This window comes from Enterobacter sp. MF024, assembly GCF_005843915.1.
Lineage (GTDB): Bacteria > Pseudomonadota > Gammaproteobacteria > Enterobacterales > Enterobacteriaceae > Enterobacter > Enterobacter barmai.
In genome coordinates this window covers 157069-184046 of record NZ_VCBB01000002.1, presented here as the reverse complement: position 1 = coordinate 184046, position 26978 = coordinate 157069, and the positions used below count along the sequence as shown (strand labels likewise).

The 26978-nt window shown below is 57.3% G+C and carries 27 protein-coding genes; 18 read left to right on the top strand and 9 right to left on the bottom strand.

Going from position 1 to position 26978, the window contains the following annotated elements; genetic code table 11:
* Window positions 1-71: 71 nt before the first annotated feature.
* From aspS to ruvB, 6 genes are all read left to right on the top strand, one after another.
* Window positions 72-1844 carry an aspartate--tRNA ligase gene (gene aspS / locus FFB58_RS06115; protein WP_039030830.1) on the top strand — a complete coding sequence of 591 codons (1773 nt, stop codon included), beginning with the start codon at window positions 72-74 and terminating at the stop codon, window positions 1842-1844.
* A 1-nt stretch (window position 1845) separates the two neighbouring features.
* The gene (gene nudB, locus FFB58_RS06110; RefSeq protein ID WP_039030829.1) at window positions 1846-2289 is read left to right on the top strand and encodes a dihydroneopterin triphosphate diphosphatase; all 444 of its coding nucleotides are present in this window, start codon (window positions 1846-1848) and stop codon (window positions 2287-2289) included.
* 27 nt (window positions 2290-2316) lie between these two features.
* A complete protein-coding gene (locus FFB58_RS06105) occupies window positions 2317-3057 on the top strand; it encodes a YebC/PmpR family DNA-binding transcriptional regulator (protein WP_039030828.1) in 741 nt (246 codons plus the stop codon).
* Window positions 3058-3091: 34 nt separating this feature from the next.
* Entirely contained in the window at window positions 3092-3613 is a 522-nt protein-coding gene (gene ruvC, locus FFB58_RS06100; protein WP_039030827.1) for a crossover junction endodeoxyribonuclease RuvC, read from the top strand.
* 84 nt (window positions 3614-3697) lie between these two features.
* The gene (gene ruvA, locus FFB58_RS06095; RefSeq protein WP_039030826.1) at window positions 3698-4309 is read left to right on the top strand and encodes a Holliday junction branch migration protein RuvA; all 612 of its coding nucleotides are present in this window, start codon (window positions 3698-3700) and stop codon (window positions 4307-4309) included.
* Window positions 4310-4317: 8 nt separating this feature from the next.
* Window positions 4318-5328 carry a Holliday junction branch migration DNA helicase RuvB gene (gene ruvB / locus FFB58_RS06090; RefSeq protein ID WP_039030825.1) on the top strand — a complete coding sequence of 337 codons (1011 nt, stop codon included), beginning with the start codon at window positions 4318-4320 and terminating at the stop codon, window positions 5326-5328.
* A gap of 96 nt (window positions 5329-5424) precedes the next feature.
* On the opposite strand, the gene znuB is transcribed toward ruvB, so the two are convergent.
* Both znuB and znuC read right to left on the bottom strand, forming a co-directional pair.
* Window positions 5425-6210, bottom strand: a complete 786-nt coding sequence (gene znuB / locus FFB58_RS06085) for a zinc ABC transporter permease subunit ZnuB (RefSeq protein WP_138369351.1) — start codon at window positions 6208-6210, stop codon at window positions 5425-5427.
* Window positions 6207-6962 carry a zinc ABC transporter ATP-binding protein ZnuC gene (gene znuC / locus FFB58_RS06080; protein ID WP_138369350.1) on the bottom strand — a complete coding sequence of 252 codons (756 nt, stop codon included), beginning with the start codon at window positions 6960-6962 and terminating at the stop codon, window positions 6207-6209. The genes znuB and znuC overlap by 4 nt, the downstream gene beginning before the upstream one ends.
* A gap of 77 nt (window positions 6963-7039) precedes the next feature.
* Here znuC and znuA point away from each other — a divergent pair, with 77 nt between their 5' ends.
* The 3 genes from znuA to lpxM all read left to right on the top strand — a co-directional run bounded on the left by znuA (window position 7040) and on the right by lpxM (window position 10410).
* Complete coding sequence (gene znuA / locus FFB58_RS06075) at window positions 7040-7984, top strand: zinc ABC transporter substrate-binding protein ZnuA (protein WP_138369406.1); 945 nt, start codon at window positions 7040-7042, stop codon at window positions 7982-7984.
* A 15-nt stretch (window positions 7985-7999) separates the two neighbouring features.
* The gene (gene mepM / locus FFB58_RS06070; RefSeq protein WP_039030822.1) at window positions 8000-9322 is read left to right on the top strand and encodes a murein DD-endopeptidase MepM; all 1323 of its coding nucleotides are present in this window, start codon (window positions 8000-8002) and stop codon (window positions 9320-9322) included.
* A 116-nt stretch (window positions 9323-9438) separates the two neighbouring features.
* Entirely contained in the window at window positions 9439-10410 is a 972-nt protein-coding gene (lpxM, locus tag FFB58_RS06065; RefSeq protein WP_138369349.1) for a lauroyl-Kdo(2)-lipid IV(A) myristoyltransferase, read from the top strand.
* A 107-nt stretch (window positions 10411-10517) separates the two neighbouring features.
* Here lpxM and pyk read toward each other — a convergent pair whose 3' ends face one another.
* A complete protein-coding gene (pyk, locus tag FFB58_RS06060) occupies window positions 10518-11960 on the bottom strand; it encodes a pyruvate kinase (RefSeq protein WP_039030820.1) in 1443 nt (480 codons plus the stop codon).
* 123 nt (window positions 11961-12083) lie between these two features.
* Window positions 12084-12989, bottom strand: a complete 906-nt coding sequence (locus FFB58_RS06055) for a MurR/RpiR family transcriptional regulator (protein WP_138369348.1) — start codon at window positions 12987-12989, stop codon at window positions 12084-12086.
* Window positions 12990-13311: 322 nt separating this feature from the next.
* On the opposite strand from FFB58_RS06055, the gene zwf reads away from it, so the two are divergent.
* From zwf to FFB58_RS06040, 3 genes are all read left to right on the top strand, one after another.
* Window positions 13312-14787, top strand: a complete 1476-nt coding sequence (gene zwf, locus FFB58_RS06050; protein ID WP_039030819.1) for a glucose-6-phosphate dehydrogenase — start codon at window positions 13312-13314, stop codon at window positions 14785-14787.
* Window positions 14788-15021: 234 nt separating this feature from the next.
* Window positions 15022-16833, top strand: coding sequence for a phosphogluconate dehydratase (gene edd, locus FFB58_RS06045; protein WP_138369347.1), 1812 nt, complete (start codon window positions 15022-15024; stop codon window positions 16831-16833).
* Between the two features lie 39 nt (window positions 16834-16872).
* On the top strand, window positions 16873-17514 hold the full coding sequence (locus FFB58_RS06040; RefSeq protein ID WP_039030817.1) for a bifunctional 4-hydroxy-2-oxoglutarate aldolase/2-dehydro-3-deoxy-phosphogluconate aldolase: 642 nt from the start codon (window positions 16873-16875) through the stop codon (window positions 17512-17514).
* Between the two features lie 75 nt (window positions 17515-17589).
* Here FFB58_RS06040 and purT read toward each other — a convergent pair whose 3' ends face one another.
* Entirely contained in the window at window positions 17590-18768 is a 1179-nt protein-coding gene (gene purT / locus FFB58_RS06035; RefSeq protein ID WP_138369346.1) for a formate-dependent phosphoribosylglycinamide formyltransferase, read from the bottom strand.
* A 148-nt stretch (window positions 18769-18916) separates the two neighbouring features.
* On the opposite strand from purT, the gene yebF reads away from it, so the two are divergent.
* The 3 genes from yebF (at window position 18917) to ptrB (ending at window position 22174) form a co-directional block, all read left to right on the top strand.
* The gene (yebF, locus tag FFB58_RS06030; RefSeq protein WP_039030815.1) at window positions 18917-19264 is read left to right on the top strand and encodes a protein YebF; all 348 of its coding nucleotides are present in this window, start codon (window positions 18917-18919) and stop codon (window positions 19262-19264) included.
* Window positions 19265-19351: 87 nt separating this feature from the next.
* Window positions 19352-20002: a DUF533 domain-containing protein gene (locus FFB58_RS06025; RefSeq protein WP_138369345.1), complete on the top strand. Its 651-nt coding sequence runs from the start codon at window positions 19352-19354 to the stop codon at window positions 20000-20002.
* 90 nt (window positions 20003-20092) lie between these two features.
* A complete protein-coding gene (gene ptrB / locus FFB58_RS06020) occupies window positions 20093-22174 on the top strand; it encodes an oligopeptidase B (protein ID WP_039030813.1) in 2082 nt (693 codons plus the stop codon).
* On the opposite strand, the gene exoX is transcribed toward ptrB, so the two are convergent.
* The 3 genes from exoX to FFB58_RS06005 form a co-directional block, all read right to left on the bottom strand.
* Window positions 22156-22818, bottom strand: a complete 663-nt coding sequence (exoX, locus tag FFB58_RS06015) for an exodeoxyribonuclease X (RefSeq protein ID WP_039030812.1) — start codon at window positions 22816-22818, stop codon at window positions 22156-22158. The two genes, ptrB and exoX, sit on opposite strands and share 19 nt — an antisense overlap.
* 24 nt (window positions 22819-22842) lie before the next feature.
* The gene (locus FFB58_RS06010) at window positions 22843-23499 is read right to left on the bottom strand and encodes a nitrilase-related carbon-nitrogen hydrolase (protein WP_138369344.1); all 657 of its coding nucleotides are present in this window, start codon (window positions 23497-23499) and stop codon (window positions 22843-22845) included.
* Window positions 23500-23606: 107 nt separating this feature from the next.
* A complete protein-coding gene (locus tag FFB58_RS06005) occupies window positions 23607-23837 on the bottom strand; it encodes a DNA polymerase III subunit theta (protein WP_039030810.1) in 231 nt (76 codons plus the stop codon).
* Window positions 23838-23973: 136 nt separating this feature from the next.
* Between FFB58_RS06005 and yobA the strand changes: the two genes are divergently transcribed.
* From yobA to FFB58_RS05990, 3 genes are read left to right on the top strand one after another with little or no spacing between them, the layout of a single operon-like run.
* Complete coding sequence (gene yobA, locus FFB58_RS06000) at window positions 23974-24348, top strand: CopC domain-containing protein YobA (protein WP_138369343.1); 375 nt, start codon at window positions 23974-23976, stop codon at window positions 24346-24348.
* 1 nt (window position 24349) lies between these two features.
* A complete protein-coding gene (copD, locus tag FFB58_RS05995) occupies window positions 24350-25222 on the top strand; it encodes a copper homeostasis membrane protein CopD (protein ID WP_138369342.1) in 873 nt (290 codons plus the stop codon).
* Between the two features lie 14 nt (window positions 25223-25236).
* Window positions 25237-25575, top strand: coding sequence for a YebY family protein (locus FFB58_RS05990; RefSeq protein WP_138369341.1), 339 nt, complete (start codon window positions 25237-25239; stop codon window positions 25573-25575).
* 399 nt (window positions 25576-25974) lie between these two features.
* On the opposite strand, the gene FFB58_RS05985 is transcribed toward FFB58_RS05990, so the two are convergent.
* Complete coding sequence (locus FFB58_RS05985) at window positions 25975-26922, bottom strand: VirK/YbjX family protein (protein WP_286172550.1); 948 nt, start codon at window positions 26920-26922, stop codon at window positions 25975-25977.
* Window positions 26923-26978 lie beyond the last annotated feature (56 nt).

Genomic DNA, 26978 nt, shown 5'->3' with positions numbered 1-26978 from the left:
CCTTTTTTCATCCAGTTTGATATACAGAAAGCTGCGACCTTGTAGCCTGCGGCTAAGTTAAGGGATATCTCATGCGTACAGAATATTGCGGGCAGCTGCGTCAGTCCCACGTCGGACAGCAGGTGACCCTGTGTGGTTGGGTCAACCGTCGTCGTGATCTTGGCAGCCTTATCTTTATCGATATGCGCGACCGCGAAGGCATCGTGCAGGTGTTTTTCGATCCAGACCGCGCCGATGCGTTAAAGCTGGCAGCTGAACTGCGTAATGAGTTCTGCATCCAGGTGACCGGTACCGTGCGTGCGCGTGACGAAAAGAACATCAACAGCGACATGGCGACCGGCGAAATCGAAGTGCTGGCGACCGATCTGACCATTATTAACCGTTCAGACTCACTGCCGCTGGATTTCAACCACGTCAACACCGAAGAAGCGCGTCTGAAATTCCGCTATCTTGACCTGCGTCGCCCGGAAATGGCCGATCGCCTGAAAACCCGCGCGAAAATCACCAGCCTGGTGCGCCGCTTTATGGACGATCACGGTTTCCTCGATATCGAAACCCCGATGCTGACCAAAGCGACCCCGGAAGGCGCGCGTGACTACCTCGTGCCATCCCGCGTTCATAAAGGCAAATTCTACGCGCTGCCACAGTCCCCTCAGCTGTTCAAACAGCTGCTGATGATGTCCGGTTTCGACCGCTACTATCAGATCGTGAAATGCTTCCGTGACGAAGACCTGCGTGCTGACCGTCAGCCAGAATTTACCCAGATCGACGTCGAGACCTCCTTCATGACCGCTGAGCAGGTGCGTGAAGTGATGGAAGCGCTGGTACGCAGCCTGTGGCTGGACGTGAAGGGCGTGGATCTGGGCGACTTCCCAATCATGACCTTCGCTGAAGCGGAACGTCGCTACGGCTCTGACAAACCAGACCTGCGTAACCCGATGGAGCTGGTCGACGTTGCCGACCTGCTGAAAGGCGTGGAGTTCGCGGTCTTCTCTGGCCCGGCTAACGATCCGAAAGGCCGCGTCGCCGCGCTGCGCGTACCAGGCGGTGCTGCCTTAAGCCGTAAGCAGATTGACGACTACGGCAACTTCATCAAAATTTATGGCGCGAAAGGCCTGGCTTACATCAAAGTTACCGAGCGCGCGAAAGGCATCGAAGGCATCACCAGCCCGGTGGCGAAATTCCTGAATGCTGAGATCGTTGAATCCATTCTGGCGCGTACTGAAGCCCAGGACGGCGACATGATCTTCTTCGGCGCGGACAACAAGAAAGTGGTTGCCGACGCGCTGGGCGCACTGCGTCTGAAGCTGGGCAAAGATCTGAACCTCACTGACGAAGCCAAATGGGCGCCGCTGTGGGTTATCGACTTCCCGATGTTCGAAGACGACGGCGAAGGCGGTCTGACCGCGATGCACCATCCGTTCACCTCCCCGAAAGAGATGAGCGCGGCAGAGCTGCAAGCGGCACCGGAAGAGGCCGTCGCTAACGCCTACGACATGGTGATCAACGGCTACGAAGTGGGCGGCGGTTCCGTGCGTATCCACAGCGGCGACATGCAGCAGACCGTATTTGGTATTCTGGGCATTAACGAACAGGAACAGCGCGAGAAGTTTGGCTTCCTGCTGGATGCCCTGAAGTACGGTACACCGCCGCACGCAGGTCTGGCGTTTGGTCTGGATCGTCTGACCATGCTGCTGACCGGCACCGACAACATTCGTGATGTTATCGCCTTCCCGAAAACCACCGCCGCTGCGTGTCTGATGACCGAAGCGCCAAGCTTCGCTAACCCGGCTTCCCTGAGCGAACTGGGTATCGAAGTGGTGAAAAAGGAAGAGAAAAACTGATATGGCATATAAGCTTCCCGTTTCCGTGTTAGTGATCATTTATGCAGAAGACACGAAGCGGGTGCTGATGTTGCAGCGACGCGACGATCCCGCCTTCTGGCAGTCGGTTACCGGCAGCCTGGAGGAGGGTGAAACCGCGTTGCAGGCCGCCGCGCGTGAAGTAAAGGAAGAGGTCGCCATTGATGTTGCTCGCGAGCAACTGACCCTGAAGGACTGTCAGCGCACGGTGGATTTTGAAATCTTTAGCCATTTACGTCATCGCTATGCGCCGGGGACCGAACGCAATACAGAATCCTGGTTCTGCCTTGCGCTTCCCCACGAGCGGGAGATCGTGTTCACCGAACATTTGACCTACCGCTGGGTTAATGCAGCCGAAGCCGCAGCGTTAACCAAGTCGTGGAGCAACCGGCAGGCGATTGAAGAATTTGTAATTAACGCCGCCTGAAAGGGCGCGCTTTTTGGAGAGTTTTTTATGGCAGGTCATAGTAAGTGGGCCAACACCAAACACCGCAAAGCGGCACAGGATGCCAAACGCGGTAAGATCTTCACCAAAATCATTCGTGAGCTGGTTACCGCAGCTCGTCTGGGCGGCGGCGATGCCGGCTCTAACCCGCGTCTGCGCGCAGCGATCGATAAAGCGCTGAGCAACAACATGACCCGTGACACCCTGAACCGTGCTATTGCCCGTGGCGTAGGCGGCGATGAAGACGCGAACATGGAAACCATCATTTATGAAGGTTACGGTCCTGGCGGCACGGCGGTGATGATTGAATGCCTGTCCGACAACCGTAACCGTACCGTGGCCGAAGTGCGTCATGCCTTCACCAAAACCGGTGGTAACCTGGGCACCGACGGTTCCGTTGCGTACCTGTTCAGCAAGAAAGGCGTGATCTCCTTCGAGAAAGGCGACGAAGACGCGATCATGGAAGCGGCGCTGGAAGCCGGTGCTGAAGACGTTGTGACCTATGACGATGGCGCGATTGACGTCTATACCGCATGGGAAGAGATGGGTGCCGTGCGTGATGCGCTGGAAGCCGCTGGCCTGAAAGCCGACGCAGCCGAAGTCACCATGATCCCATCCACCAAAGCGGATATGGATGCGGAAACCGCACCTAAACTGCTGCGTCTGATCGACATGCTTGAAGATTGCGACGATGTGCAGGAAGTTTATCACAACGGTGAAATCTCCGACGAGGTTGCGGCTACGCTGTAATGGCCCAACGTAAACCGATAACCGGAGCGGCGTGATGGCGATTATTCTCGGTATTGACCCGGGCTCACGCATCACCGGTTATGGCGTTATCCGCCAGGTCGGGCGTCAGTTAACCTACCTGGGCAGCGGCTGTATCCGTACAAAAGTGGACGATCTGCCGTCGCGCCTGAAGCTCATTTACGCGGGCGTGACGGAGATTATCACTCAGTTCCAGCCGGACTATTTCGCCATCGAACAGGTGTTTATGGCGAAGAACGCCGACTCGGCGCTGAAGCTGGGTCAGGCGCGCGGCGTGGCGATTGTCGCCGCGGTGAACCAGGATCTGCCGGTGTTTGAATACGCCGCGCGGCAGGTCAAGCAGACCGTGGTGGGGAACGGTGGGGCAGATAAAAGCCAGGTGCAGCACATGGTGCGTACCCTGCTAAAACTGCCCGCCAATCCACAGGCGGATGCCGCTGATGCGCTGGCAATTGCCATTACCCATTGCCACGTTAGCCAGAACGCGATGCAGATTAGCGAGTCGCGGCTCAACCTGGCGCGCGGTCGATTACGCTAAATGTGTGAAATCAGGCTGGATGTTTATCCAGCCTTTTTTTATTATGGCAGCGGTAACTTTTAGCCCTTAACGCAGGAGCGTCACGTGATAGGCAGACTCAGAGGCATCATCTTAGAAAAACAACCCCCGATAGTGCTGCTTGAGGCCGCAGGCGTGGGCTATGAAGTGCACATGCCGATGACCTGCTTCTATGAGTTGCCGGACGCGGGCAAAGAGGCGATTATCTTTACTCACTTCGTGGTGCGTGAAGATGCCCAGCTGCTGTTTGGCTTTAACAACAAGCAGGAACGCACCCTGTTTAAAGAGCTGATCAAAACCAACGGCGTGGGGCCAAAACTGGCGCTGGCGATCCTCTCCGGGATGTCGGCTGCGCAGTTCGTTAACGCCGTTGAGCGTGAAGATCCCGCCGCCCTGATTAAACTTCCGGGCATCGGTAAGAAAACGGCCGAGCGCCTGATTGTCGAGATGAAAGATCGCTTCAAAGGTCTGCATGGCGATCTGTTTACCCCTGCTGCCGACCTCGTGCTGACTTCGCCGGCGGGCCCGGCAACAGATGATGCGGAACAGGAAGCGGTTGCCGCGCTGGTGGCGCTGGGCTATAAACCTCAGGAAGCGAGCCGAATGGTCAGTAAAGTGGCTAAACCGGACGCTACCAGTGAAACCCTGATTCGTGAAGCGCTGCGCGCCGCATTGTGAGGTAAAGGATGATTGAAGCAGACCGTCTGGTCTCAGCAGGCAGCGTTCAGACAGAAGATCTGGTGGACAGGGCGATCCGCCCGAAGCTGCTTGATGAGTATATTGGCCAGCCGCAGGTGCGCTCGCAGATGGAGATCTTCATCCAGGCGGCGAAACTTCGCGGCGATGCCCTCGATCACCTGCTGATTTTCGGCCCGCCAGGGCTCGGGAAAACCACCCTCGCCAATATCGTCGCCAACGAGATGGGCGTCAATCTGCGCACCACCTCCGGCCCGGTGCTGGAAAAGGCGGGCGATCTGGCGGCGATGCTGACCAACCTCGAACCCCACGATGTGCTGTTTATCGATGAGATCCACCGCCTGTCACCGGTGGTGGAAGAGGTGCTCTATCCGGCGATGGAAGACTACCAGCTGGATATCATGATTGGCGAAGGCCCGGCCGCGCGTTCGATTAAAATCGACCTCCCGCCTTTCACCCTGATTGGCGCCACCACCCGCGCGGGTTCCTTAACCTCGCCGCTGCGCGATCGTTTCGGCATCGTGCAGCGCCTTGAGTTTTACCAGGTGCCCGATCTCCAGCATATTGTGAGCCGAAGCGCGCGCTACATGGGGCTGGATATGAGCGAAGAGGGGGCTTTCGAAGTGGCGAAGCGCTCCCGCGGCACGCCGCGTATCGCCAACCGCCTGCTGCGCAGGGTGCGCGATTTTGCCGAAGTGAAGCACGACGGCACCATCTCGCTGGATATCGCTGCCCAGGCGCTGGATATGCTGAACGTCGATGCCGAAGGGTTTGACTATATGGACCGTAAGCTGCTGCTGGCGGTGCTGGACAAGTTCTTCGGCGGGCCGGTGGGGCTGGATAACCTGGCGGCGGCGATTGGTGAAGAGCGGGAAACCATCGAGGATGTGCTGGAGCCGTATCTGATCCAGCAGGGCTTTTTGCAGCGTACGCCGCGCGGGCGCATGGCGACGGTAAGAGCCTGGGACCACTTTGGCATTACGCCGCCGCAGATGCCTTAATCACTTTGGGCATTGCCGGGTGGCGGCTGCGCCTTACCCGGCCTACAAAAGCGCAATTCCGTAGGCCCGGTAAACGTAGCGCCACCGGGCAATACCTCAGCTGGCAGGCTTCTTCATCATGCTGAAGATAAACAGCGTAGCCGCACACAGCACCACGGACGGCCCGGCAGGGGTGTCATAAAACGCCGAGAAGGTTAATCCGCCGGTCACCGCGATCATCCCCACACCCACGGCCACACCGGCCATCTGCTCCGGCGTACGGGCGAAACGACGTGCGGTGGCGGCAGGGATAATCAGCAGGGAGGTGATGATCAGCGCCCCGACAAACTTCATCGCCACGCCAATGGTCAACGCGGTCACCAGCATCAGCAGCAGTTTTACGCGCTGCAGTTTCACGCCATCAACAAAGGCTAAATCCGGGCTGATGGTCATCGCCAGCAGGTTGCGCCACTGCCACAGCAGGATAGCCAGAACAATCACCACCCCAATGGCGATGGCAATCAGGTCGTCCGGCGTGACCGCCAGCAGATCGCCAAACAGATAGGCCATCAGATCCACGCGGATGTTGGACATCAGGCTCACCACCACCAGACCCAACGACAGGGCGCTGTGGGCCATGATCCCAAGCAGCGTATCCACCGCAAGGTGCGGGCGTTTTTCAAGCCACACCAGACCCGCCGCCAGCAGCAGCGTCACCGCAATCACCGCGTAAAAAGGATTCACATCCAGCAGTAAACCAAACGCCACCCCCAGCAGAGAAGCATGGGCCAGCGTATCGCCAAAGTAGGACATCCGGCGCCAGACGACAAACGAGCCCAGTGGACCCGCCGCGCAGGCGAGCATTATCCCGGCCAGCCAGCCGGGCAGTAATAGTTCAATCATGAGTTACCGTTTCCCCGGCGAAGGACAATGCGTCCCTGCAAATCATGGCGGTGGTTGTGATGGTGGCGATAAATGCCCAGCTGTTCAGCGCCGCGTGGGCCAAACATCGAGATAAACTCAGGATGCATGGAGACCACTTCCGGCGTGCCGGAGCAGCAGATGTGGTGGTTCAGGCAGAGCACTTCGTCGGTTTTCGCCATCACCAGATGCAGGTCGTGGGATACCATCAGCACGGCGCAGTCCAGCTCTTTACGCAGCTGATCGATCAGGTCATACAGCGCAACCTGTCCGTTAACATCCACACCCTGAGTCGGCTCGTCGAGCACCAGCAGCTGCGGTTTGTTCAACAGCGCACGGGCAAGCAGCACGCGCTGGGTCTCGCCGCCGGAGAGCTTTTGCAGGGGGGCTTCGATCAGATGCCCGGCCTGCACACGCTTAAGCGCCGGAAGAATATCCTCTTTGCGCGTATCGGGGCGCAGTCGCAGGAAGCGGCTGACCGTCAGCGGCAGCGTGGCGTCAAGTTGCAGCTTCTGAGGCACATAGCCAATACGCAGCTGCCGGTCACGCTTGATCAGGCCTGAGTCCGGTGCTACCAGGCCGAGTACAACCCGCACCAGCGTGGACTTACCCGCACCGTTTGGACCGAGAAGCGTCAGAATTTTACTGGGTTTCAGATCCAGCGAAACGTCAGAGAGGACGCGGCGCTGACCAAATGAAACCGAAATATTTTCGAGAGATACCAGATTCGTCATGTCAATTTATGCTTGCAGAAGTCATCGAATGTTATAATATCACATTCCACACGTTCATTACGATGATAAGTCGCATTATGTTACAGAAAAATACGCTTCTTTTCGCAGCACTATCCGCTGCACTTTGGGGTTCAACAGCACAAGATGTTAACGCCGCCGTCGTCGCTTCGCTTAAACCGCTCGGTTTTATCGCCTCAGCTATCGCTGATGGGGTCACTGAAACGCAGGTTTTACTGCCTGATGGCGCCTCAGAACACGACTATTCCCTGCGTCCTTCCGATGTAAAACGCTTACAAAACGCGGACTTAGTTGTTTGGATTGGTCCCGACATGGAAGCCTTCATGCAGAAGTCAGCGAATCAGTTGCCTGAGGCTAAACAGGTTAATATTTCTAATCTGGCAGGCGTGAAACCGCTTCTCATGAAAGGGGACGACGACGACGATCACGACCACGATCATGACCATGGTAGCGCGGAAAAAGGTGACGAGCATCACCATCATGGTGAGTACAATATGCACCTCTGGCTCTCACCAGAAATAGCGCGGCTTTCGGCGGTTGCAATCCACGAAAAATTAGTGGAACTTATGCCGCAAAGTCGAGCCAAACTAGACGCCAACCTGAAGGATTTTGAGGCACAACTTGCCGCAACCGACAAGCAGGTGGGTACCGAGCTCGCACCATTGAAAGGTAAAGGATATTTCGTTTTTCATGATGCCTACGGCTACTACGAAAAACACTACGGTCTTACGCCGCTTGGCCACTTCACCGTGAATCCAGAAATTCAACCTGGTGCGCAGCGTTTACATGAAATCAGAACACAGTTGGTTGAGCAAAAAGCGACCTGCGTTTTTGCTGAGCCACAGTTCAGGCCAGCGGTCGTTGAAGCCGTGGCAAGGGGTACGTCCGTGCGTATGGGCACCCTTGACCCACTGGGAACCTCTATCCAGTTGAGCAAAGCGAGCTATTCGCAGTTCCTCAGCCAACTGGCGAACCAGTATGCGAGCTGCCTGAAAGGAGATTAACGAGGAAGTGATTACGTGCAACAGATAGCCCGCTCTGTCGCCCTGGCATTTAACAATCTGCCCCGGCCCCACCGCGTCATGCTGGGGTCGCTTACAGTTCTCACCTTAGCGGTCGCCGTCTGGCGACCCTTTGTCTATCATCCTAATTCCGCACCGGTTATCAGGACCATCGAGCTGGAAAAGAACGAAATCCGCTCGCTGCTGCCGGAAGCCAGTGAACCTATCGATCAGGCGCCACAGGAAGAAGAAGCCATCCCTCAGGATGAGCTGGATGAAAAAACCGAAGCCGAAGTCGGCGTGCACGAATATGTCGTGTCAACGGGCGATACCTTAAGCAGCGTGCTGAATCAGTACGGTATCGATATGGGCGAAATCAGCCGTCTTGCTGCCTCTGATAAAGATCTGCGAAACCTGAAAATTGGCCAGCAGCTCTCCTGGACCCTCACCGACAGCGGTGATTTACAGCGCCTGACCTGGGAAGTCTCCCGTCGTGAAACCCGTACCTACGATCGCGTTGAAAACGGTTTCAAGATGAGCAGCGAAATGCAGCAGGGCGACTGGGTTAACAGCGCCATCAAAGGCACCTTAGGCAACGGCAGCTTTGTTGCCAGCGCCCGTGACGCAGGGCTCACCAGCGGTGAAATCAGTTCCGTGATCAAAGCCATGCAGTGGCAGATGGACTTCCGTAAGCTGAAAAAAGGCGATTCATACTCGGTGCTGATGTCCCGCGAAATGCTGGACGGCAAGCGCGAGCAGAGCCAGCTGCTGGGGGTTCGTTTACGCTCGGACGGTAAAGATTATTACGCCATCCGTGCCGAAGACGGCAAATTCTACGATCGTAACGGTACCGGTCTGGCGAAAGGCTTCTTACGCTTCCCGACCTCAAAACAGTTCCGTGTCTCTTCGAACTTTAACCCGCGTCGTCTGAACCCGGTCACCGGTCGCGTTGCACCGCACCGTGGCGTGGACTTCGCCATGCCGCAGGGCACGCCGGTTCTGGCAGTCGGTGACGGCGAAGTGGTAATGGCAAAACGCAGCGGCGCGGCAGGCTATTATGTCGCCGTCCGTCACGGGCGTACCTATACCACCCGCTATATGCACCTGCGTAAGCTGCTGGTGAAGCCGGGCCAGAAGGTTAAACGTGGCGACCGCATTGCGCTCTCCGGTAATACCGGCCGTTCAACCGGTCCGCACCTGCATTATGAAGTATGGATCAACCAGCAGGCGGTCAACCCGTTAACGGCCAAGCTGCCGCGTACGGAAGGGCTGACTGGTAAAGACCGCAGCGATTATCTGGCGCAGGTCAAAGAGGTTATTCCGCAGCTGACGCTGGATTAATTCTGCAGCAATCAAAGCCGGTGCATGACTGCACCGGCTTTTTCTTTTGTGCCTTGCGCATGGCCTCGCTAAACTAACGCATTACTCTTTTAAGCATCACCCGCCCTGGAAAAAGCATGGAAACCCAAAAAAACAACAGTGAATACATTCCGGAATTTGAGAAATCCTTTCGCCACCCGCGCTTATGGGGCGCCTGGCTGGGTGTCTATGCCTTTGCGGGTATTGCGATGCTCCCGGCGTCCGTGCGCGATCCGCTCCTCGGTAAAGTAGGGCGCCTGGCGGGCAGGCTGGGTAAAAGCGCCCGCCGTCGCGCGCAGATCAACCTCTTTTACTGCTTCCCGGAAAAGAGCGAAGCGGAGCGTGAAGCGATCATCGATGAGATGTTCACCACCGCACCGCAGGCGATGGCGATGATGGGCGAGCTGGCTATTCGCGGGCCGGAAAAAGTGGCCAGCCGTGTCGACTGGAAAGGGCTGGAGATCATTGAGGAGATGCGTCGCAACGACGAAAAGGTGATTTTCCTGGTGCCGCACGGCTGGGGCGTGGATATCCCGGCGATGCTGATGGCCTCCCAGGGGCAGAAAATGGCGGCGATGTTTCACAATCAGGGGAACAAGGTCTTCGATTACGTGTGGAACACGGTGCGCCGTCGCTTTGGCGGCCGCCTGCATGCCCGTAACGACGGCATCAAACCCTTTATTAAGTCCGTTCGCCAGGGCTACTGGGGCTATTATCTGCCGGACCAGGATCACGGCCCTGAACACAGCGAGTTTGTCGATTTCTTTGCCACCTATAAGGCGACCCTGCCCGCCATTGGCCGGTTAATGAAAGTATGCCAGGCGCGGGTGATCCCGTTATTCCCGATTTACGATGGTAAAACCCATCGCCTGACGATTGAAGTGCGCCCGCCGATGGATGACCTGCTCACCGCTGACGACAATACGATTGCGCGCCGGATGAACGAAGAGGTGGAGATTCTGGTGGGGCCGCATGCGGAGCAGTACACCTGGATCCTGAAGCTGTTGAAGACGCGTAAGCCCGGCGAGAAAGAGCCGTACAAGCGCAAAGAGCTGTATCCGAAGAAATAAAGAAATGAAGAAATAAAAATACCCCTCACCCTGACCCTCTCCCCATAGGGGAGAGGGAAGAGTCACCTGGCCGGGTAAGCGCAGCGCCACCCGGCAAAACCGTCGAATTACTCGACGGTCATCACGCGGGTGGTGTTGGTCGAACCGATGGTGCTCATCACATCGCCCTGAGTCACGATAACGATATCCCCGGAGACCAGGTAGCCTTTATCGCGCAGCAGGTTCACGGCGTCGTTGGCCGCAGCCACGCCGTCGCTGTTGCTGTCGAAGAACACCGGCGTCACGCCACGGTACAGGGCGGTCAGGTTCAGGGTGCGCTCATGACGGGACATAGCGAAGATCGGCAGGCCGGAGCTGATACGGGAGGTCATTAGCGCGGTGCGGCCGGATTCGGTCATGGTGATGATGGCGGTAACGCCCTTCAGGTGGTTTGCCGCATACATGGCGGACATCGCAATCGCTTCTTCCACGTTGTCGAACTGAATGTCCAGACGGTGCTTGGAGACGTTGATGCTTGGGATCTTCTCTGCACCCAGGCAGACACGCGCCATCGCGGCCACGGTCTCTGCCGGATACTGACCTGCAGCGGTTTCGGCTGACAGCATCACGGCATCGGTGCCGTCGAGCACGGCGTTCGCCACGTCCATAACTTCCGCACGGGTCGGCATTGGGTTAGTGATCATCGACTCCATCATCTGGGTCGCGGTGATCACGGAGCGGTTAAGCTGACGCGCGCGGCGGATCAGCGCCTTCTGGATCCCGACCAGTTCCGGGTCGCCAATTTCAACGCCCAGGTCACCACGGGCTACCATCACCACGTCGGAGGCCAGGATGATGTCATCCATCGCATCCTGACTGCATACCGCTTCAGCACGCTCTACTTTTGCCACGATTTTGGCATCGCAGCCTGCATCGCGCGCCAGGCGGCGGGCATAGTTCAGATCTTCGCCGCAGCGCGGGAAGGAGACGGCCAGGTAATCCACGCCGATTTCAGCGGCGGTGATGATGTCAGCTTTGTCTTTTTCGGTCAGGGCTTCGGCAGAGAGGCCGCCGCCCAGCTTGTTAATGCCTTTATTGTTGGAGAGCGGGCCGCCAACGGTCACTTCGGTGAAGACCTTCATGCCATTCACTTCCAGCACTTTCAGCTGAACGCGGCCGTCGTCGAGCAGCAGGATATCGCCCGGCACCACGTCAGCAGGCAGTCCTTTATAGTCGATCCCGACTTTCTCTTTATCGCCTTCGCCTTTGCTCAGGTTGGCGTCGAGCAGGAACTTATCACCGATGTTGAGGAAAACTTTGCCCTCTTTAAAGGTGGAAACACGAATCTTTGGACCCTGCAGATCACCGAGGATAGCAACATGACGTCCCAGTTTTGCCGCGATCTCACGGACCTTGTCTGCACGTAATTTATGATCTTCCGGCGTACCGTGAGAGAAGTTCATACGCACTACGTTGGCGCCTGCGGCGATGATTTTCTCGAGGTTATTATCGCGGTCAGTTGCCGGGCCTAAGGTAGTAACGATCTTGGTTCTGCGAAGCCTTCTGGACATGTAATACTCCGTTGTCTGAAACAACCTGGTGTTGCGTGAACGATGATTCGGCACGTTGTCCGTCTTTATTGAAACTGGAAACTTACCGAATGCCGAAAAAAGAAACAACTAAGTTATTGACGATCAGGGAACATCGCCCTTAATGAACAATTCTTTATCAAAACGCGATTCCTTAAGCGCTTCCTTGACGCGCTTCAAGTTATCTCTGAATTTCGCCCCGCGGCGCAGGGTAAAGCCGGTGGCGAGCACATCGATCACGGTAAGCTGCGCCAGACGCGACACCATCGGCATATAGATATCGGTGTCTTCGGGCACGTCGAGGGTGATTGCCAGGGTCGCTTCACGCGCCAGCGGCGTACCGGTGGTGGTGAGCGCAATCACCATGGCATCGTTTTCACGCGCCAGCTGCGCCAGTTCAACCAGACTTTTGGTGCGGCCAGTATGCGATATCAAGACCACCACGTCATCTTCGTTACAATTCATACAGCTCATGCGTTGCAGCACGATGTCGTCGGAATAGATAACCGGGACGTTAAAGCGAAAAAATTTGTTCATCGCGTCGTGCGCGACCGCGGCGGATGACCCGAGGCCAAAGAAGGCAATTTTCTTTGCCTGGGTCAGCAGATCCACAGCGCGGTTAACCGAGGTCATATCCAGCGACTGGCGCACCTGATCCAGCGTCGCCATGGCCGATTCGAAAATCTTGCCGGTATAGGCCTCCACGCTGTCGTCTTCATCAACGTTACGGTTCACATAAGGCGTACCGTTCGCCAGACTTTGCGCCAGATGCAGTTTAAAATCAGGGAATCCACGCGTCTCCATGCTGCGGCAGAACCGGTTGACGGTCGGTTCGCTAACCCCGGACTCCTGCGCCAGGGCGGCAATGCTGGAATGAATGGCCTGAGCGGGGGCGGTGAGAATTACTTCAGCCACTTTTCGCTCGGATTTGCTAAGGTGTTCCAGTTGAAACTGGATTTTTTCCAGCATGTTCATTTTTAACACGACGCTCATCGGTGGAAGCGATTTCATTAATGGGTGAAATCGCGATTCGAATTAGCAAGAATATACGCCTGTGATATGCCGAAAGGGTCAAACCGTGGAAAAAATGTTGTTGTTTTTTTTCATTACTTGATCGCTGTCGGATTTTAGCAACGGCCTGGCAGAACAAAGTTTCACCTGTTTCACCGCCATGACCCGACCCGATGCGCGCCGCGGGCGAAATATCGCCGTATCGCACGCGAGGATAAGCGCAAATGGTTTCGGGAATGACGTAAAAGCAGTACAGTGCATGTAATAAAATTACAACGATATTCTGGCAAAAGCACCAGGGTATCCAACTGAGGAGAATGACATGGCGGTAACGCAAACAGCCCAGGCATGTGACCTGGTCATTTTCGGCGCGAAAGGCGATCTTGCACGCCGTAAATTGCTGCCTTCCCTGTATCAACTGGAAAAAGCGGGTCAAATCCACCCGGACACCCGTATCCTGGGCGTAGGCCGTGCGGACTGGGATAAAGACGCGTATACCAAAATCGTGCGTGAAGCGCTGGAAACTTTCATGAAAGAGAAAATCGATGAAAGTTTGTGGGATACGCTGAGCGGACGTCTCGATTTCTGCAACCTCGACGTGAACGACACGTCGGCATTTGCCAACCTGAGCGCAATGCTCGATCAAAAAAATCGCGTCACCATTAACTACTTCGCCATGCCGCCAAGCACCTTCGGCGCCATCTGCAAAGGGCTGGGCGAAGCGAAGCTGAACGCCAAGCCTGCGCGCGTGGTGATGGAAAAGCCGCTGGGCACCTCGCTGGCGACCTCCCGCGAAATCAACGATCAGGTCGGCGAATACTTTGAAGAGTGCCAGGTTTACCGTATCGACCACTATCTCGGTAAAGAGACGGTACTGAACCTGCTGGCGCTGCGCTTTGCCAACTCCCTGTTCGTGAATAACTGGGATAACCGCACTATCGATCATGTGGAGATCACGGTAGCGGAAGAGGTGGGTATTGAAGGACGCTGGGGTTACTTTGACCAGGCCGGTCAGATGCGCGACATGATCCAGAACCACCTGCTGCAGGTTCTGTGCATGATTGCCATGTCTCCGCCGTCGGATCTCAGCGCGGACAGCATTCGCGATGCGAAAGTGAAAGTCCTGAAGTCCCTGCGCCGTATCGATCGCTCCAACGTGCGCGAAAAAACGGTCCGCGGCCAGTACACCGCCGGCTTTGCCCAGGGCAAAAAAGTGCCGGGCTACCTGGAAGAAGAGGGCGCGAACAAAACCAGCAACACCGAGACGTTTGTGGCGATCCGCGTGGATATTGATGACTGGCGCTGGGCGGGCGTTCCATTCTACCTGCGTACCGGTAAACGTCTGCCTGCGAAATGCTCTGAAGTGGTCGTGTATTTCAAAAACCCGGAACTGAACCTGTTCAAAGAGTCCTGGCAGGAGCTGCCGCAGAACAAACTGACCATCCGTCTGCAGCCGGACGAAGGCGTGGACATTCAGGTACTGAACAAGGTGCCGGGTCTTGACCACAAGCACAACCTGCAGACCACCAAGCTGGATCTGAGCTACTCCGAAACCTTCAACCAGACGCATCTGGCGGATGCTTACGAGCGTCTGCTGCTGGAAACCATGCGCGGTATTCAGGCGCTGTTCGTACGCCGTGACGAAGTGGAAGAGGCGTGGAAGTGGGTCGACTCCATCACTGAAGCATGGGCGGCGGATCAGGACGCACCGAAACCGTATCAGGCGGGCACCTGGGGACCGGTTGCCTCGGTGGCGATGATCACCCGTGATGGCCGTTCCTGGAACGAGTTCGAATAAGGTTTACCGTTAATCCCTACGGGGTATTTTACCGGTAACATGATCTGGCTCAGGCCAGCGCACAATAATTAATCATTTAAGCTCCGGGTGGATTTCCACCCGGAGCTTTTTTTATTACACTGCCTGCAGCGATTTTGCCCCAGAGCTCCGGCAATCAAGCGTTTCAGCGATGTTACGACCTGCTAAACACTTTGTTAATTCCAGAGCGCGGACAGATAAATGACAGGAGCTTCTATGAATTCGATATTGTTACGGGTAACACAGCGCATCGTTGAGCGTTCAAAACAGACCCGTTCTGCCTACCTCGCTCGCATCCAGCAGGCGAAGTCCGATACGGTTCATCGTTCGCAGCTGGCCTGCGGCAATCTGGCGCACGGTTTTGCTGCCTGCCAGCCAGAAGATAAAGCCTCGCTGAAAAGCATGCTGCGTAACAATATCGCCATCATCACCTCCTACAACGACATGCTCTCGGCGCACCAGCCGTACGAGACCTACCCGGATATCATTCGTAAAGCGCTGCACCAGGCCAATGCGGTAGGCCAGGTCGCGGGCGGTGTGCCTGCCATGTGCGACGGTGTAACTCAAGGCCAGGACGGGATGGAGCTGTCCCTGCTGAGCCGGGAAGTGATCGCCATGTCCACGGCGGTGGGGCTGTCCCATAACATGTTTGATGGCGCGCTCTACCTCGGCGTGTGCGACAAGATTGTCCCGGGCCTGACGATGGCGGCGCTGTCGTTTGGTCATCTGCCTGCGCTGTTCGTGCCGTCAGGCCCGATGGCGAGCGGCCTTGCCAATAAAGAGAAAGTGCGTATTCGCCAGCTCTATGCCGAAGGCAAAGTGGATCGCATGGCGTTGCTGGAATCCGAAGCCGCCTCCTACCATGCTCCGGGTACCTGTACCTTCTACGGCACCGCTAACACCAACCAGATGGTGGTGGAGTTTATGGGGATGCAGCTGCCCGGTTCGTCGTTTGTCCATCCTGACGCCCCCCTGCGCGAAGCGTTGACCGCAGCCGCTGCCCGCCAGGTGACCCGCCTGACCGGTAACGGCAACGAGTGGATGCCGCTCGGTAAAATGGTCGACGAGAAAGTGGTGGTGAACGGTATCGTGGCCCTGCTGGCGACGGGCGGTTCAACGAACCACACCATGCACATGGTGGCGATGGCGCGTGCGGCCGGGATCCAGATCAACTGGGATGATTTCTCTGACCTGTCTGAAGTGGTTCCGCTGATGACCCGTCTGTATCCGAATGGCCCGGCCGATATCAACCATTTCCAGGCCGCGGGCGGCGTCCCGGTGCTGATGCGTGAGCTGATGAAAGGCGGCCTGCTGCATGAAGATGTTAATACCGTGGCCGGTTTCGGTCTGAAACGCTACACCTTAGAGCCATGGCTGAACGACGGCGAGCTGGACTGGCGCGAAGGGGCGCAGGCCTCGCTGGATGACAGCGTAATAGCCACCTTTGACAAGCCCTTCTCCCACCACGGCGGCACCAAAGTGCTGAACGGCAACCTGGGCCGTGCGGTGATGAAGACCTCTGCGGTTCCGGTGGAAAATCAGGTTATTGAAGCCCCGGCGGTTGTTTTCGAAAGCCAGCATGACGTGCTGCCAGCCTTTGAAGCCGGTCTGCTGGACAAAGATTGCGTCGTTGTTGTCCGTCATCAGGGACCCAAAGCGAACGGAATGCCAGAATTACATAAACTAATGCCGCCACTTGGTGTATTATTGGACCGCCGTTTCAAAATTGCGTTAGTTACCGATGGACGCCTCTCCGGTGCATCGGGTAAAGTGCCTTCCGCCATCCACGTCACCCCGGAAGCTTATGACGGTGGACTGCTGGCGAAAGTGTACGATGGCGATATCATCCGCGTTAACGGTCAGACAGGCGAGTTGACCTTACTGGTGGATGAGGCGGTACTGGCCGCACGTAAGCCGCATATTCCTGACCTGAGCGCATCGCGCGTGGGAACGGGACGCGAAATGTTCAGCGCGTTACGCGAGAACCTCTCGGGTGCAGAACAGGGCGCGACCTGTATTACGTTTTAAGACGACAAGAATTATCGATCTGGCGAGAGAAAAACTCTGATGAAAAACTGGAATACAAGTGCAGAAGCAATCCTGAAAACTGGCCCGGTAGTGCCGGTTATCGTGATTAATAAGCTGGAACACGCAGTCCCGATGGCGAAAGCGCTGGTTGCGGGCGGTGTACGCGTACTGGAAGTCACGCTGCGTACTGCCTGTGCAATGGATGCCATTCGCGCCATCGCCAAAGAAGTACCGGAAGCCATCATCGGTGCAGGCACCGTCCTGAACCCGCAACAGCTGGCTGAAGTGACCGAAGCCGGTGCGCAGTTTGCCATCAGCCCGGGCCTGACCGAGCCTCTGCTGAAAGCCGCTACCGAAGGCTCCATCCCGCTGATCCCGGGCATCAGCACCGTTTCTGAGCTGATGCTGGGTCTGGACTACGGCCTGCAGGAGTTCAAATTCTTCCCGGCGGAAGCCAACGGCGGCACCAAAGCGCTGCAGGCTATCGCAGGTCCGTTCGCTAACGTCCGTTTCTGCCCGACTGGCGGTATCTCTCCGGCGAACTACCGTGACTACCTGGCGCTGAAGAGCGTGCTGTGCATCGGCGGCTCCTGGCTGGTTCCGGCGGACGCGATGGAAGCGGGCGACTGGGATCGCATCACCAAGCTGGCGCGCGAAGCGGTAGAAGGCGCGCAGCAGTAAGGTTTTGTTTTGCCGGGTGGCGGCTTCGCCTTACCCGGCCTACGCCAATAAAAACGGGCCAGGCGGCCCGTTTTTTTATCCTGCAACCTGCACGCTGGCGGCGGCTTTTTTTGCCCGCTCAACGGCGTCTTCTACGCTGTCGGCCGTTGCCAGCGCCACGCCCAGACGACGCGAGCCCTCGATCTCCGGCTTACCGAACAGACGCAGCTGCAGGCCTGCGCCCACTGCGGCATCGACGTTATCAAAGATGACGTTCTGGCTGGTCAGCTGCGGCAGGATCACCGCCGACGCCGCCGGGCCGTACTGACGCACGCCGCCGACCGGCAGGCCGAGGAAAGCACGAACGTGCAGGGCAAACTCAGAGAGATCCTGCGAAATTAAGGTCACCATACCGGTGTCGTGCGGACGCGGAGAGACTTCGCTGAAGATCACCTCGTCACCGCAGACGAACAGCTCCACGCCAAACAGGCCGTGGCCGCCCAGGGCCAGCACCACTTTGCGGGAGATCTCCTCGGCCCGTTCCCGGGCCAGCGGGCTCATCTGCTGCGGCTGCCAGGATTCACGGTAGTCGCCATCTTCCTGGCGATGACCAATAGGATCGCAGAAATGGACGCCATCGACGGCGCTGACGGTCAGGAGGGTGATCTCAAAATCAAACTTCACCACCCCCTCAACGATCACGCGTCCGGCCCCGGCGCGGCCGCCCTGTTGGGCGTAATCCCAGGCTTTATCCAGCTGCTCTGGGCTGCGCACAAAGCTCTGCCCTTTACCGGAGGAGCTCATCACCGGCTTAATGATGCACGGGTAGCCAATTTCGGCGACGGCCTGCAGAAAATCAGCTTTGCTGTCGGCGAAACGGTAGCTTGAGGTGGGCAGAGCCAGCTCTTCCGCCGCCAGACGACGAATACCTTCCCGGTTCATGGTCAGCTTCGCGGCGCGGGCGCAGGGCACCACGCGCTGGCCTTCAGCTTCCAGCGCCAGCAGGGTGTCGGTGGCGATAGCTTCGATTTCCGGCACCACAAAGTGCGGCTGCTCTTTGGCGATCAGGGCGCGCAGGGCATCGCCATCGAGCATATTAATGACGTGTGAGCGGTGAGCAACGTGCATCGCTGGCGCATCGGCATAGCGGTCAACGGCGATCACTTCGACACCCAGACGCTGGCACTCAATGGCCACCTCTTTGCCCAGTTCACCCGAGCCCAGCAGCATCACACGCGTCGCTGCCGGACGCAGCGCAGTTCCTAAACGAGTCATAATAATTCCCCTGAAAAAGTTGCGCGCAGTATAAACGAAAACGTTTGCGTGTGTCTTGTGTTGCGAAAATTCGTCAGGCTGACAGGCGGTTATTTGCATCGCGCGATTTTTCGACCATGCTTTTGTTGAACCAAAACAGGAGAGCATGATGAACAAAACAGGGGTAGCGATAGCACTGCTGGCCGCCAGCCTGACGGCCCAGGCTGCAGATGAAAAAACCGTGAAATTTCCGGCCTGCGAAGGTCAGGATGCCGAAGGGATTGCCGCCAGCGTGAAGCGGGATTATCTGCAAAACCGCATTGTGCGCTGGGCGGACGATCAGAAAACGCTGGGCCAGGCCGATCCGGTCGCCTGGATCAATCCTAAGCAGGTGAAAGGGGAGAACGACCATTGGACGGTACCGCTGACGGTGCGCGGCAAAAACACCGATATTCACTATCAGGTGAAGATCGACTGTAAAGCGGGCAGCGCGCAGTATCTGTCGTCGAAGAGATGAATTTTCGCTTCTTTTGCTGACGCAGACATTTCCTGACATCCCCTCGCTTACGCTGAGAAATTCATCCACCGTTTAGTGAGGGTAAACATGTCAAACTGGTTGAATCAACTACAGTCTCTGCTCGGGCAGAAAGGGTCGTCATCGTCCGGTGAAGGCTTAAGCAAAATGCTGACGCCGGGCGCGCTTGGCGGCCTCGCCGGGCTGCTGGTGGCGAATAAATCCTCGCGTAAGTTACTCAGCAAATACGGCACCGGTGCCCTGCTTGCCGGCGGTGGTGCCATTGCCGGTACCGTGCTGTGGAACAAGTACAAAGACAGAATACGCAGCGCGCACCAGGACGAGCCACAGTTTGGACAGCAGGCCTCGCCGCTGGACGTGCGCACCGAAAGGCTGATCCTGGCGCTGGTCTTTGCCGCCAAGAGTGACGGCCATATCGACGACCAGGAGCGGGCCGCCATTGAACAGCAGCTGCGGGAAGCGGGCGTGGAGGAGCAGGGCAGGGCGCTGGTGGCGCGCGCTATCGAACAACCGCTCGATCCTGCGCGTCTGGCCCAGGGGATCCAGAATGAAGAGGAGGCCCTGGAACTCTACTTCCTGAGCTGTGCGGCCATCGATATCGATCACTTTATGGAGCGCAGCTATCTTAAGGCGCTGGGCGATGCGCTGAAAATCCCGGCGGACGTGCGGGAAGGGATTGAGCAGGATATTCGCCAGCAAAAACAAGCGCTACCCGGCTAGTTTTTTACCCCTGTCAGCACCGTTTCGCTTGCATCGTGCGCATGTTTTGCCAACCTTATAGGGTGTTAAACGTAAAAGAATCATATCGCCATGCCACCTAAAGCCCAACGCATACCGCACGCTCTCACCGCGCACGGTGACACGCGTATCGACAACTATTACTGGTTGCGGGACGACACCCGCTCGCAGCCGGAGGTGCTGGACTACCTCCACGCGGAAAACGACTATGGCCGCAGGGTCATGGCGACGCAGCAGGCGCTGCAGGATCGCCTGCTTGGTGAAATGGTCGAACGCGTCCCGCAGCGTGACGTCTCAGCCCCCTGGAGTCGAAATGGCTATCGTTACCGGCACGTTTATGAACCCGGTAACGAATACGCCATCTATCAGCGCCAGTCGGTACTCTGCGCCGAGTGGGAGGACTGGGAGACGCTGCTGGATGCGAACCAGCGCGCGGCGCACAGCGAGTTTTATACCCTGGGCGGAATGGCGGTATCGCCGGATAACGCCACTATGGCACTGGCCGAAGATTACCTCTCCCGACGGCAGTATGGCCTGCGTTTTCGCAATCTCGAGACCGGGAACTGGTTCCCGGAGATGCTTGATAACGTCTCACCCGACTTTATCTGGGCCAACGATTCAGAAACGATCTACTACATCAAAAAGCACGCCACCACCCTGCACCCTTATCAGGTCTGGCGGCACACGGTGGGCACGCCGTCGAAAAGCGACGAACTGGTGTATGAGGAGAAAGACGAAACCTTTTACGTCAGCCTGCATAAGACTACCTCAAAGCACTATGTGATTATCTTCCTTGCCAGCGCCACCACCACCGAAGTGCTGCTGCTGGATGCCGAACTGCCGGACGCCCAGCCGCTGTGCTTTATGCCGCGGCGCAAGGATCACGAGTACAGTCTCGATCACTTCCAGCACACCTTCTATCTGCGCTCCAACCGGGAAGGCAAAAACTTTGGCCTCTACAAGACCAAGGTCCGCGATGAACGCAAATGGGAAGTGCTGATCCCGCCCAGGGATCAGGTGATGCTCGAAGGGTTCACCCTGTTTACCGACTGGCTGGTGGTGGAAGAGCGCCAGCGCGGGCTCACTAGCCTGCGGCAGATCAACCGCAAAACCCGGGAAGTGATTGGTATCGCCTTCGACGATCCCGCCTACGTCACCTGGATTGGCTACAACCCCGAGCCGGAAACCTCACGTCTGCGCTACGGCTACTCCTCCATGACCACGCCTGACACCCTGTTTGAGCTGGATATGGACACCGGACAGCGCCGGGTGCTGAAGCAGGCCGAGGTGAAAGGGTTTGACGCCGAACTTTATCGCAGCGAGCACGTGTGGATTGTCGCCCGCGACGGCACCGAAGTTCCGGTCTCGCTGGTCTACCACAAGCACCATTTCCGCAAGGGCAAAAACCCGATCCTGATCTACGGCTATGGCTCCTACGGCTCCAGCATCGACGCGGATTTCAGCGGCAGCCGCTTAAGCCTGCTCGACCGGGGGTTTGTCTTCGCTATCGCCCACATCCGGGGCGGCGGCGAGCTGGGTCAAAAATGGTACGAAGACGGCAAATTCCTGAAAAAGAAGAACACCTTTAATGACTACCTCGACGTCTGCGAGGGGCTGCTGGGGCTGGGCTATGGCGATCGTAACCAGTGCTTTGCGATGGGCGGCAGCGCGGGCGGGATGCTGATGGGCACCGTGATTAACGAACGCCCGGGGCTGTTTAAAGGAGTGATCGCCCAGGTGCCGTTTGTGGATGTCCTGACCACCATGCTGGACGAGTCCATCCCGCTGACCATCGGCGAATACGAAGAGTGGGGCAATCCGCAGGATGAGACCTACTATCGCTACATGAAAGACTACAGTCCCTACGACAACGTCGGGGCGAAGGCCTATCCGCACATGCTGGTCACCACCGGTTTGCATGACTCCCAGGTGCAGTACTGGGAGCCCGCGAAGTGGGTGGCGAAGCTGCGCGAAATGAAAACCGACGATAATTTACTGCTGCTCTGCACCGACATGGACGCCGGGCATGGCGGGAAGTCCGGACGCTTCAAATCCTATGAAGGGGTGGCCCTGGAGTACGCGTTTCTGGTGGGCCTGGCTCAGGAGACGTTAACCAGCCAGGCGGCAGAGGTCGATCAGGATCCACCCAGGTAGTGCTTCAGCGTCAGACGCAGCTCCGGGCTCATCCGCTCGAGGTTGTTATACAGCCAGCGGAGATAGCCCGGATCCTTATCCGCGATTTCCGCCACCGCTTTGCCGCGATATTTCCCGAAGGTAAAGGTGGTCAGCAGCGCCGGGCGTCCGGTGATGTCGGCCATCTCGTCCGGGGTCCAGCCGGTGGTGTTCATGATGTCGATGAGCAACGCGGCGGTGATATAGCAGTCGTACAGGGCCCGGTGGTGGTGCAACCCTTCCGGCGTTCTTACGCTGAGCTTGCGCGACTTGTAGAGCGCCATATTGCTGTATTTGATCCCCGGCCATAAGCGCCGCGCCAGCTTCATGGTGCAGATCCACTCCCCGGGCATCTCGGGCAGCACGCGGCGATCGAAGCTGGCGTTATGCGCCACATACCATGGGCTGCCGTGGTAGTGCGGGATCACCTCTTCAATCCAGGGTTTATCGGCGACCATCGCCTCGGTGATGCGGTGGATAGCCATCGCCTGCGGGCTGATAGGGCGATCCGGACGGACCAGATGGCTGCGTGGATTGACGATCTGCCCGTTCACAACGTCGACAGAGGCGACTTCCACAATGCCCCCCTGCAGGTCACAGGTTTCGGTGTCGATGACACGTAGCATGGCTCTCTCCTGGCCGTAAAAGGTTTAGCGTAATGGAATGATCTCACCTTGCCAACCCTGCTCAACAAAGCGCCCGGTCAATAACAGCTCGCCACGATCGGCGCGGACGATTAATTGCCCTTTAGCATCCCACAGGGCGCTTCCGCCGTCGCGGTTCGCCATCAGGACGGCGATAGCATAGCGATGGGCAAAACGCTGCAACTGCGAGAAGGTGGCAGACCAGCCGGTTTCACTCACCGCCATGCCGCGGGTAAACAGGGCGGCATCAGGGGCAATATTGGGTTGATCGGGCTGAGAATCAACGATACTCAGGCCGCCGAGCCTGCTCTCCAGACAGGCACCGGCACCATGGGGGTAAAACGTGGCCCGGGGCTGGTTCGGGGTAAACCAGGCCAGTCCGGGCTGGCGCTTACCCCTGACTTCCACGGTGATCCCGGCAATCACCGAGACGTTATGGGTATGGGCGGCATCAATAAGAGGCGTCAGCTGCTGAGCGTCAGGCGGTGCAGGAAGCTGGCCATCGGGCAGGGCCGGGCCGGTTAACGATAGCTCCGGAAAGAGCACTAAATTGCACTGCAGGCGAGCGGCGGCGGTTATAAAACGCAGATGGTGCGTGATGTGGTCATCAACGCAATGATGATTTGGACGGTACTGTGCGGCAGCAATATTCCAGTGGGACATCGTGATTTCCTTATACACGGAGTCGCAGAGATTCATAAAGCCCCTGAATGTATCAGGGGTTTTCATCCTGGCATAAACAGTGTAAGGAACTGTAACCGCGGGTAAGTTTACTTAACTTTCGGCTCCCACGGCAGGCGCGAGAGGTTGACGGAGGTTAATCGGTGAGCAATGAGCCGCTCGCGAAACCAGTCGCGCAGATGCGAGGGCTGCTCGCGTTCTACCACTTCGGCGATCACCGGCATGTTGTAGCGCTCTTTGAATGCCACACCTGCGGCGGCCAAATCGACATTCACTTTGTCCATCTCCTCCTGGGGGAGGGTGGCGAGATTAATATGCATAACCGTCTCCTTCATTTGCGGGCCAACGTTACCCAAACGGCGGGGCGTTGACAAGTCCGGACGGGATGATCCTCGACTGGATCATTATACAGAGTTATCCTCTGACAATCAGGCATAACAAAAAGGAATATATGCGATGGCACTCCGCCTTTCCCGTACGTTCAGCACTCTTACTTTGCTGCTGACCACTCTCGCGACCCCGACTGTCTTTGCTCATGCCCATCTGCAGCACCAGTATCCCGCTGCAGATGCCGCCGTTGACGCGGCACCCCAGGCGCTGACGCTCAACTTCTCCGAGGGGATTGAGCCCCGGTTCAGCGGCGTGAGCGTCACGGATGAAAAACAGCAACCCGTCGCGCTTGGGGCGGTAAAACGCAACGAGAAGGACCCGACCCAGATGATCGTGCCGATGGCCGCTCCGCTGACGCCAGGGAGCTATACGGTGAAGTGGCACGTGGTCTCCGTGGATGGTCACAAGACCGAGGGCAGCTACCGTTTTAGCGTGAAATAAGATGCTGGCGTTCTGCTACGTCACGCTGCGCTTCGCCCATTTTGCCGCTCTGATGGTGCTGTTTGGCAATGCCCTGTACGGGGCATGGCTGGCACCTGTTTCGCTGCGGCGTGTCATGGCGCGTCGTTTTCGCGAACAGCAAAAAAAGGCCGCGCTCGCCAGCCTGCTCGCCGCGATGCTGCTGCTGGCGCTACAGGGCGGAATGATGGGCAACGGCTGGCCGGATGTGATCAACCCGTCCATCTGGCAAGCGGTGCTCACGACACAGTTTGGCCAGATCTGGTTATGGCAGATGATCCTGGCTCTGATCACCCTCTGCATCGCCTGGCTGCAGCCGCGAAAAGCCGTGTCGCTGATTTTGCTGTTCACCGCCGCGCAGTTTTTCCTGCTGGCAGGAACCGGACATGCGGCGTTGCATGATGGCGTGACGGGCCTGTTCCAGCGCAGCAATCAGGGTCTGCATCTTTTATGTACCGCAGGCTGGCTGGGCGGCCTGTTGCCGCTGCTCTTTTGCCTGCGCCTGTCCCGCGGACGCTGGCAGCGTGCCGCCGTATACACCATGATGCGTTTTTCTCGCTACGGCCATCTGGCGGTGGCGGGCGTGGTGCTCACCGGGGTGATGAATACGCTGCTGATCCAGGGCTGGGCGCTGCCGTGGCACTCCGCCTGGGGACGTATGCTGTTGTTGAAATGTGCGCTGGTGGCAATGATGGTGGTAATTGCCCTGGTGAATCGGTATGTTCTGGTGCCGCGGTTTCGTTCTGGCGACGGACGTGCGCAACGGTATTTTATCAGGATGACGCAGACTGAGGTTGTGCTGGGGGCGCTGGTTCTGGCGGCAGTCAGCCTGTTCGCGACCTGGGAACCCTTCTGACGAGGTGGAACACAATGAAAAAAACAGTACTTTCTTTATTATTGCTGGCCTGCTCCGGCACGGCGCTGGCAGCACCGCAGGTGATTACCGTCAGCCGGTTTGAAGTGGGCAAAGACAAATGGGCGTTCAATCGTGAAGAGGTGATGCTGACCTGCCGTCCGGGCCATGCCCTGTATGCCATTAATCCCAGCACCCTGATGCAGTATCCCCTGAACGACGTGGCGCAGCAGCAGGTCGACAGCGGTAAGAGCAACGGCCAGCCGATCGCGATTATCCAGATTGATGACCCGGCAAACCCGGGGCAGAAGATGAGCCTGGCGCCGTTTATCGAGCGCGCGAATACGCTCTGCTAGCATCCCGCTTCCAATAAAAAAACCGCAGGCTTCTCTTCGGAAGCATTGCGGTTTTTGTGTTTAAGGACAGGCTAACGCTTTTTTTCAGGCCACTTTTGATGCGGACTGGAAAACCTGGCGTCGTCATCTATTCTTAAAGTGCAAGGCGACTTAGCCTGCATTAATGCCAACTTTTAGCGCACGGCTCTCTCCCAAGAGCCATTTCCCTGGACCGAATACAGGAATCGTATTCGGTCTCTTTTTATCTGTTGAAAGTCAACGCCTTTTCCTTGTGCGGACTTTAACAGTTGGGCAACATTCTCTGTTCTTCGCTAAACCATACCACACTACGCCCGGCGGAAGTCCAGCGCTTTTTAGCGGTTGTGTTAAATTTTTGCCTGTCAGGGGTGAAAGCAGGTATTAGCGGCTAAACCGCTGGCTTAAGGCCAGTTCAATCTCATCAAGCAGTTGAAAACGGCGGCGGTATTCGGCGCGTTTTTTACTGGCAATGCTCTCCAGTGATTTACGCTCCATACCGGCTGGCAAGGTCCAGCGGAAAGCTCCGCACGGTGTTGCGCCCAGCGATTGCCAGAATTCGTCGTAGCTGGCGTGAAGATGACGCCCTTTACTGAAGCGATAGCGCAGGGCACGCAAAACGTGGCCTTCATCGCTGACGCCGTAAATAGCGCTGATGCCTGACTGTTTCGCCAGATTGAAGATCGCTTCCAACAGAATACGTTTAGGGAACAGGCCATAGCAGGCGCGGGTGGCATTCTTGATCGTCTCCCGGCCGACATCCCGGCGCGGTCCCTGCAGGCCGCCAATCACCAGCGCGCTTTGCCCGTTATCGCGGGTAACGCTGAAGGTCAGGCTCGCCAGCAGGGTATTATCCCCGGCGCGTAGCCAGAGCGTGGTTTCCCCCTCGCGTTCAGCCTTAACCGCGCTGGTGGCGTAGATCGTATATCTGGCGTCGTCTTTGGTGGCGAACTGCAGTAGCGCAAGCGGCGTCGGGCTGGTAAAGATGCGAGCCAGGCTGGCGTCCGGCAGCGCATCAACCCAGGCGTAATGATGGAGAATGGCGTCGGCACGCTCACCTGCGCTTAACCCACGGGTCAGATATTGACGCTGGGTTTTCACCGGCAGGGTGCTCTGTGCTTTCAGTAACAGGGGAAAATCGTCGCGACGGGAGAGCGTCTCCAGCATACGGGTCGTGGAGGACCAGAACAGCAACGTGCGCAGGAAGAATTTCAGCCGGTAGTCGCGTTTATGCCACAGCGGACCCGGCATCAGTTCACCCTTCGCCAGGGCGATGATCACAGAAGAACGGTGCGCTGATGGCACCTCAACAGGCAGGATGGTATTTGACACGATGAAGACCTCTTTATAATTCTGCAATTATCTTAAAGGCCATCGGATATTGATTT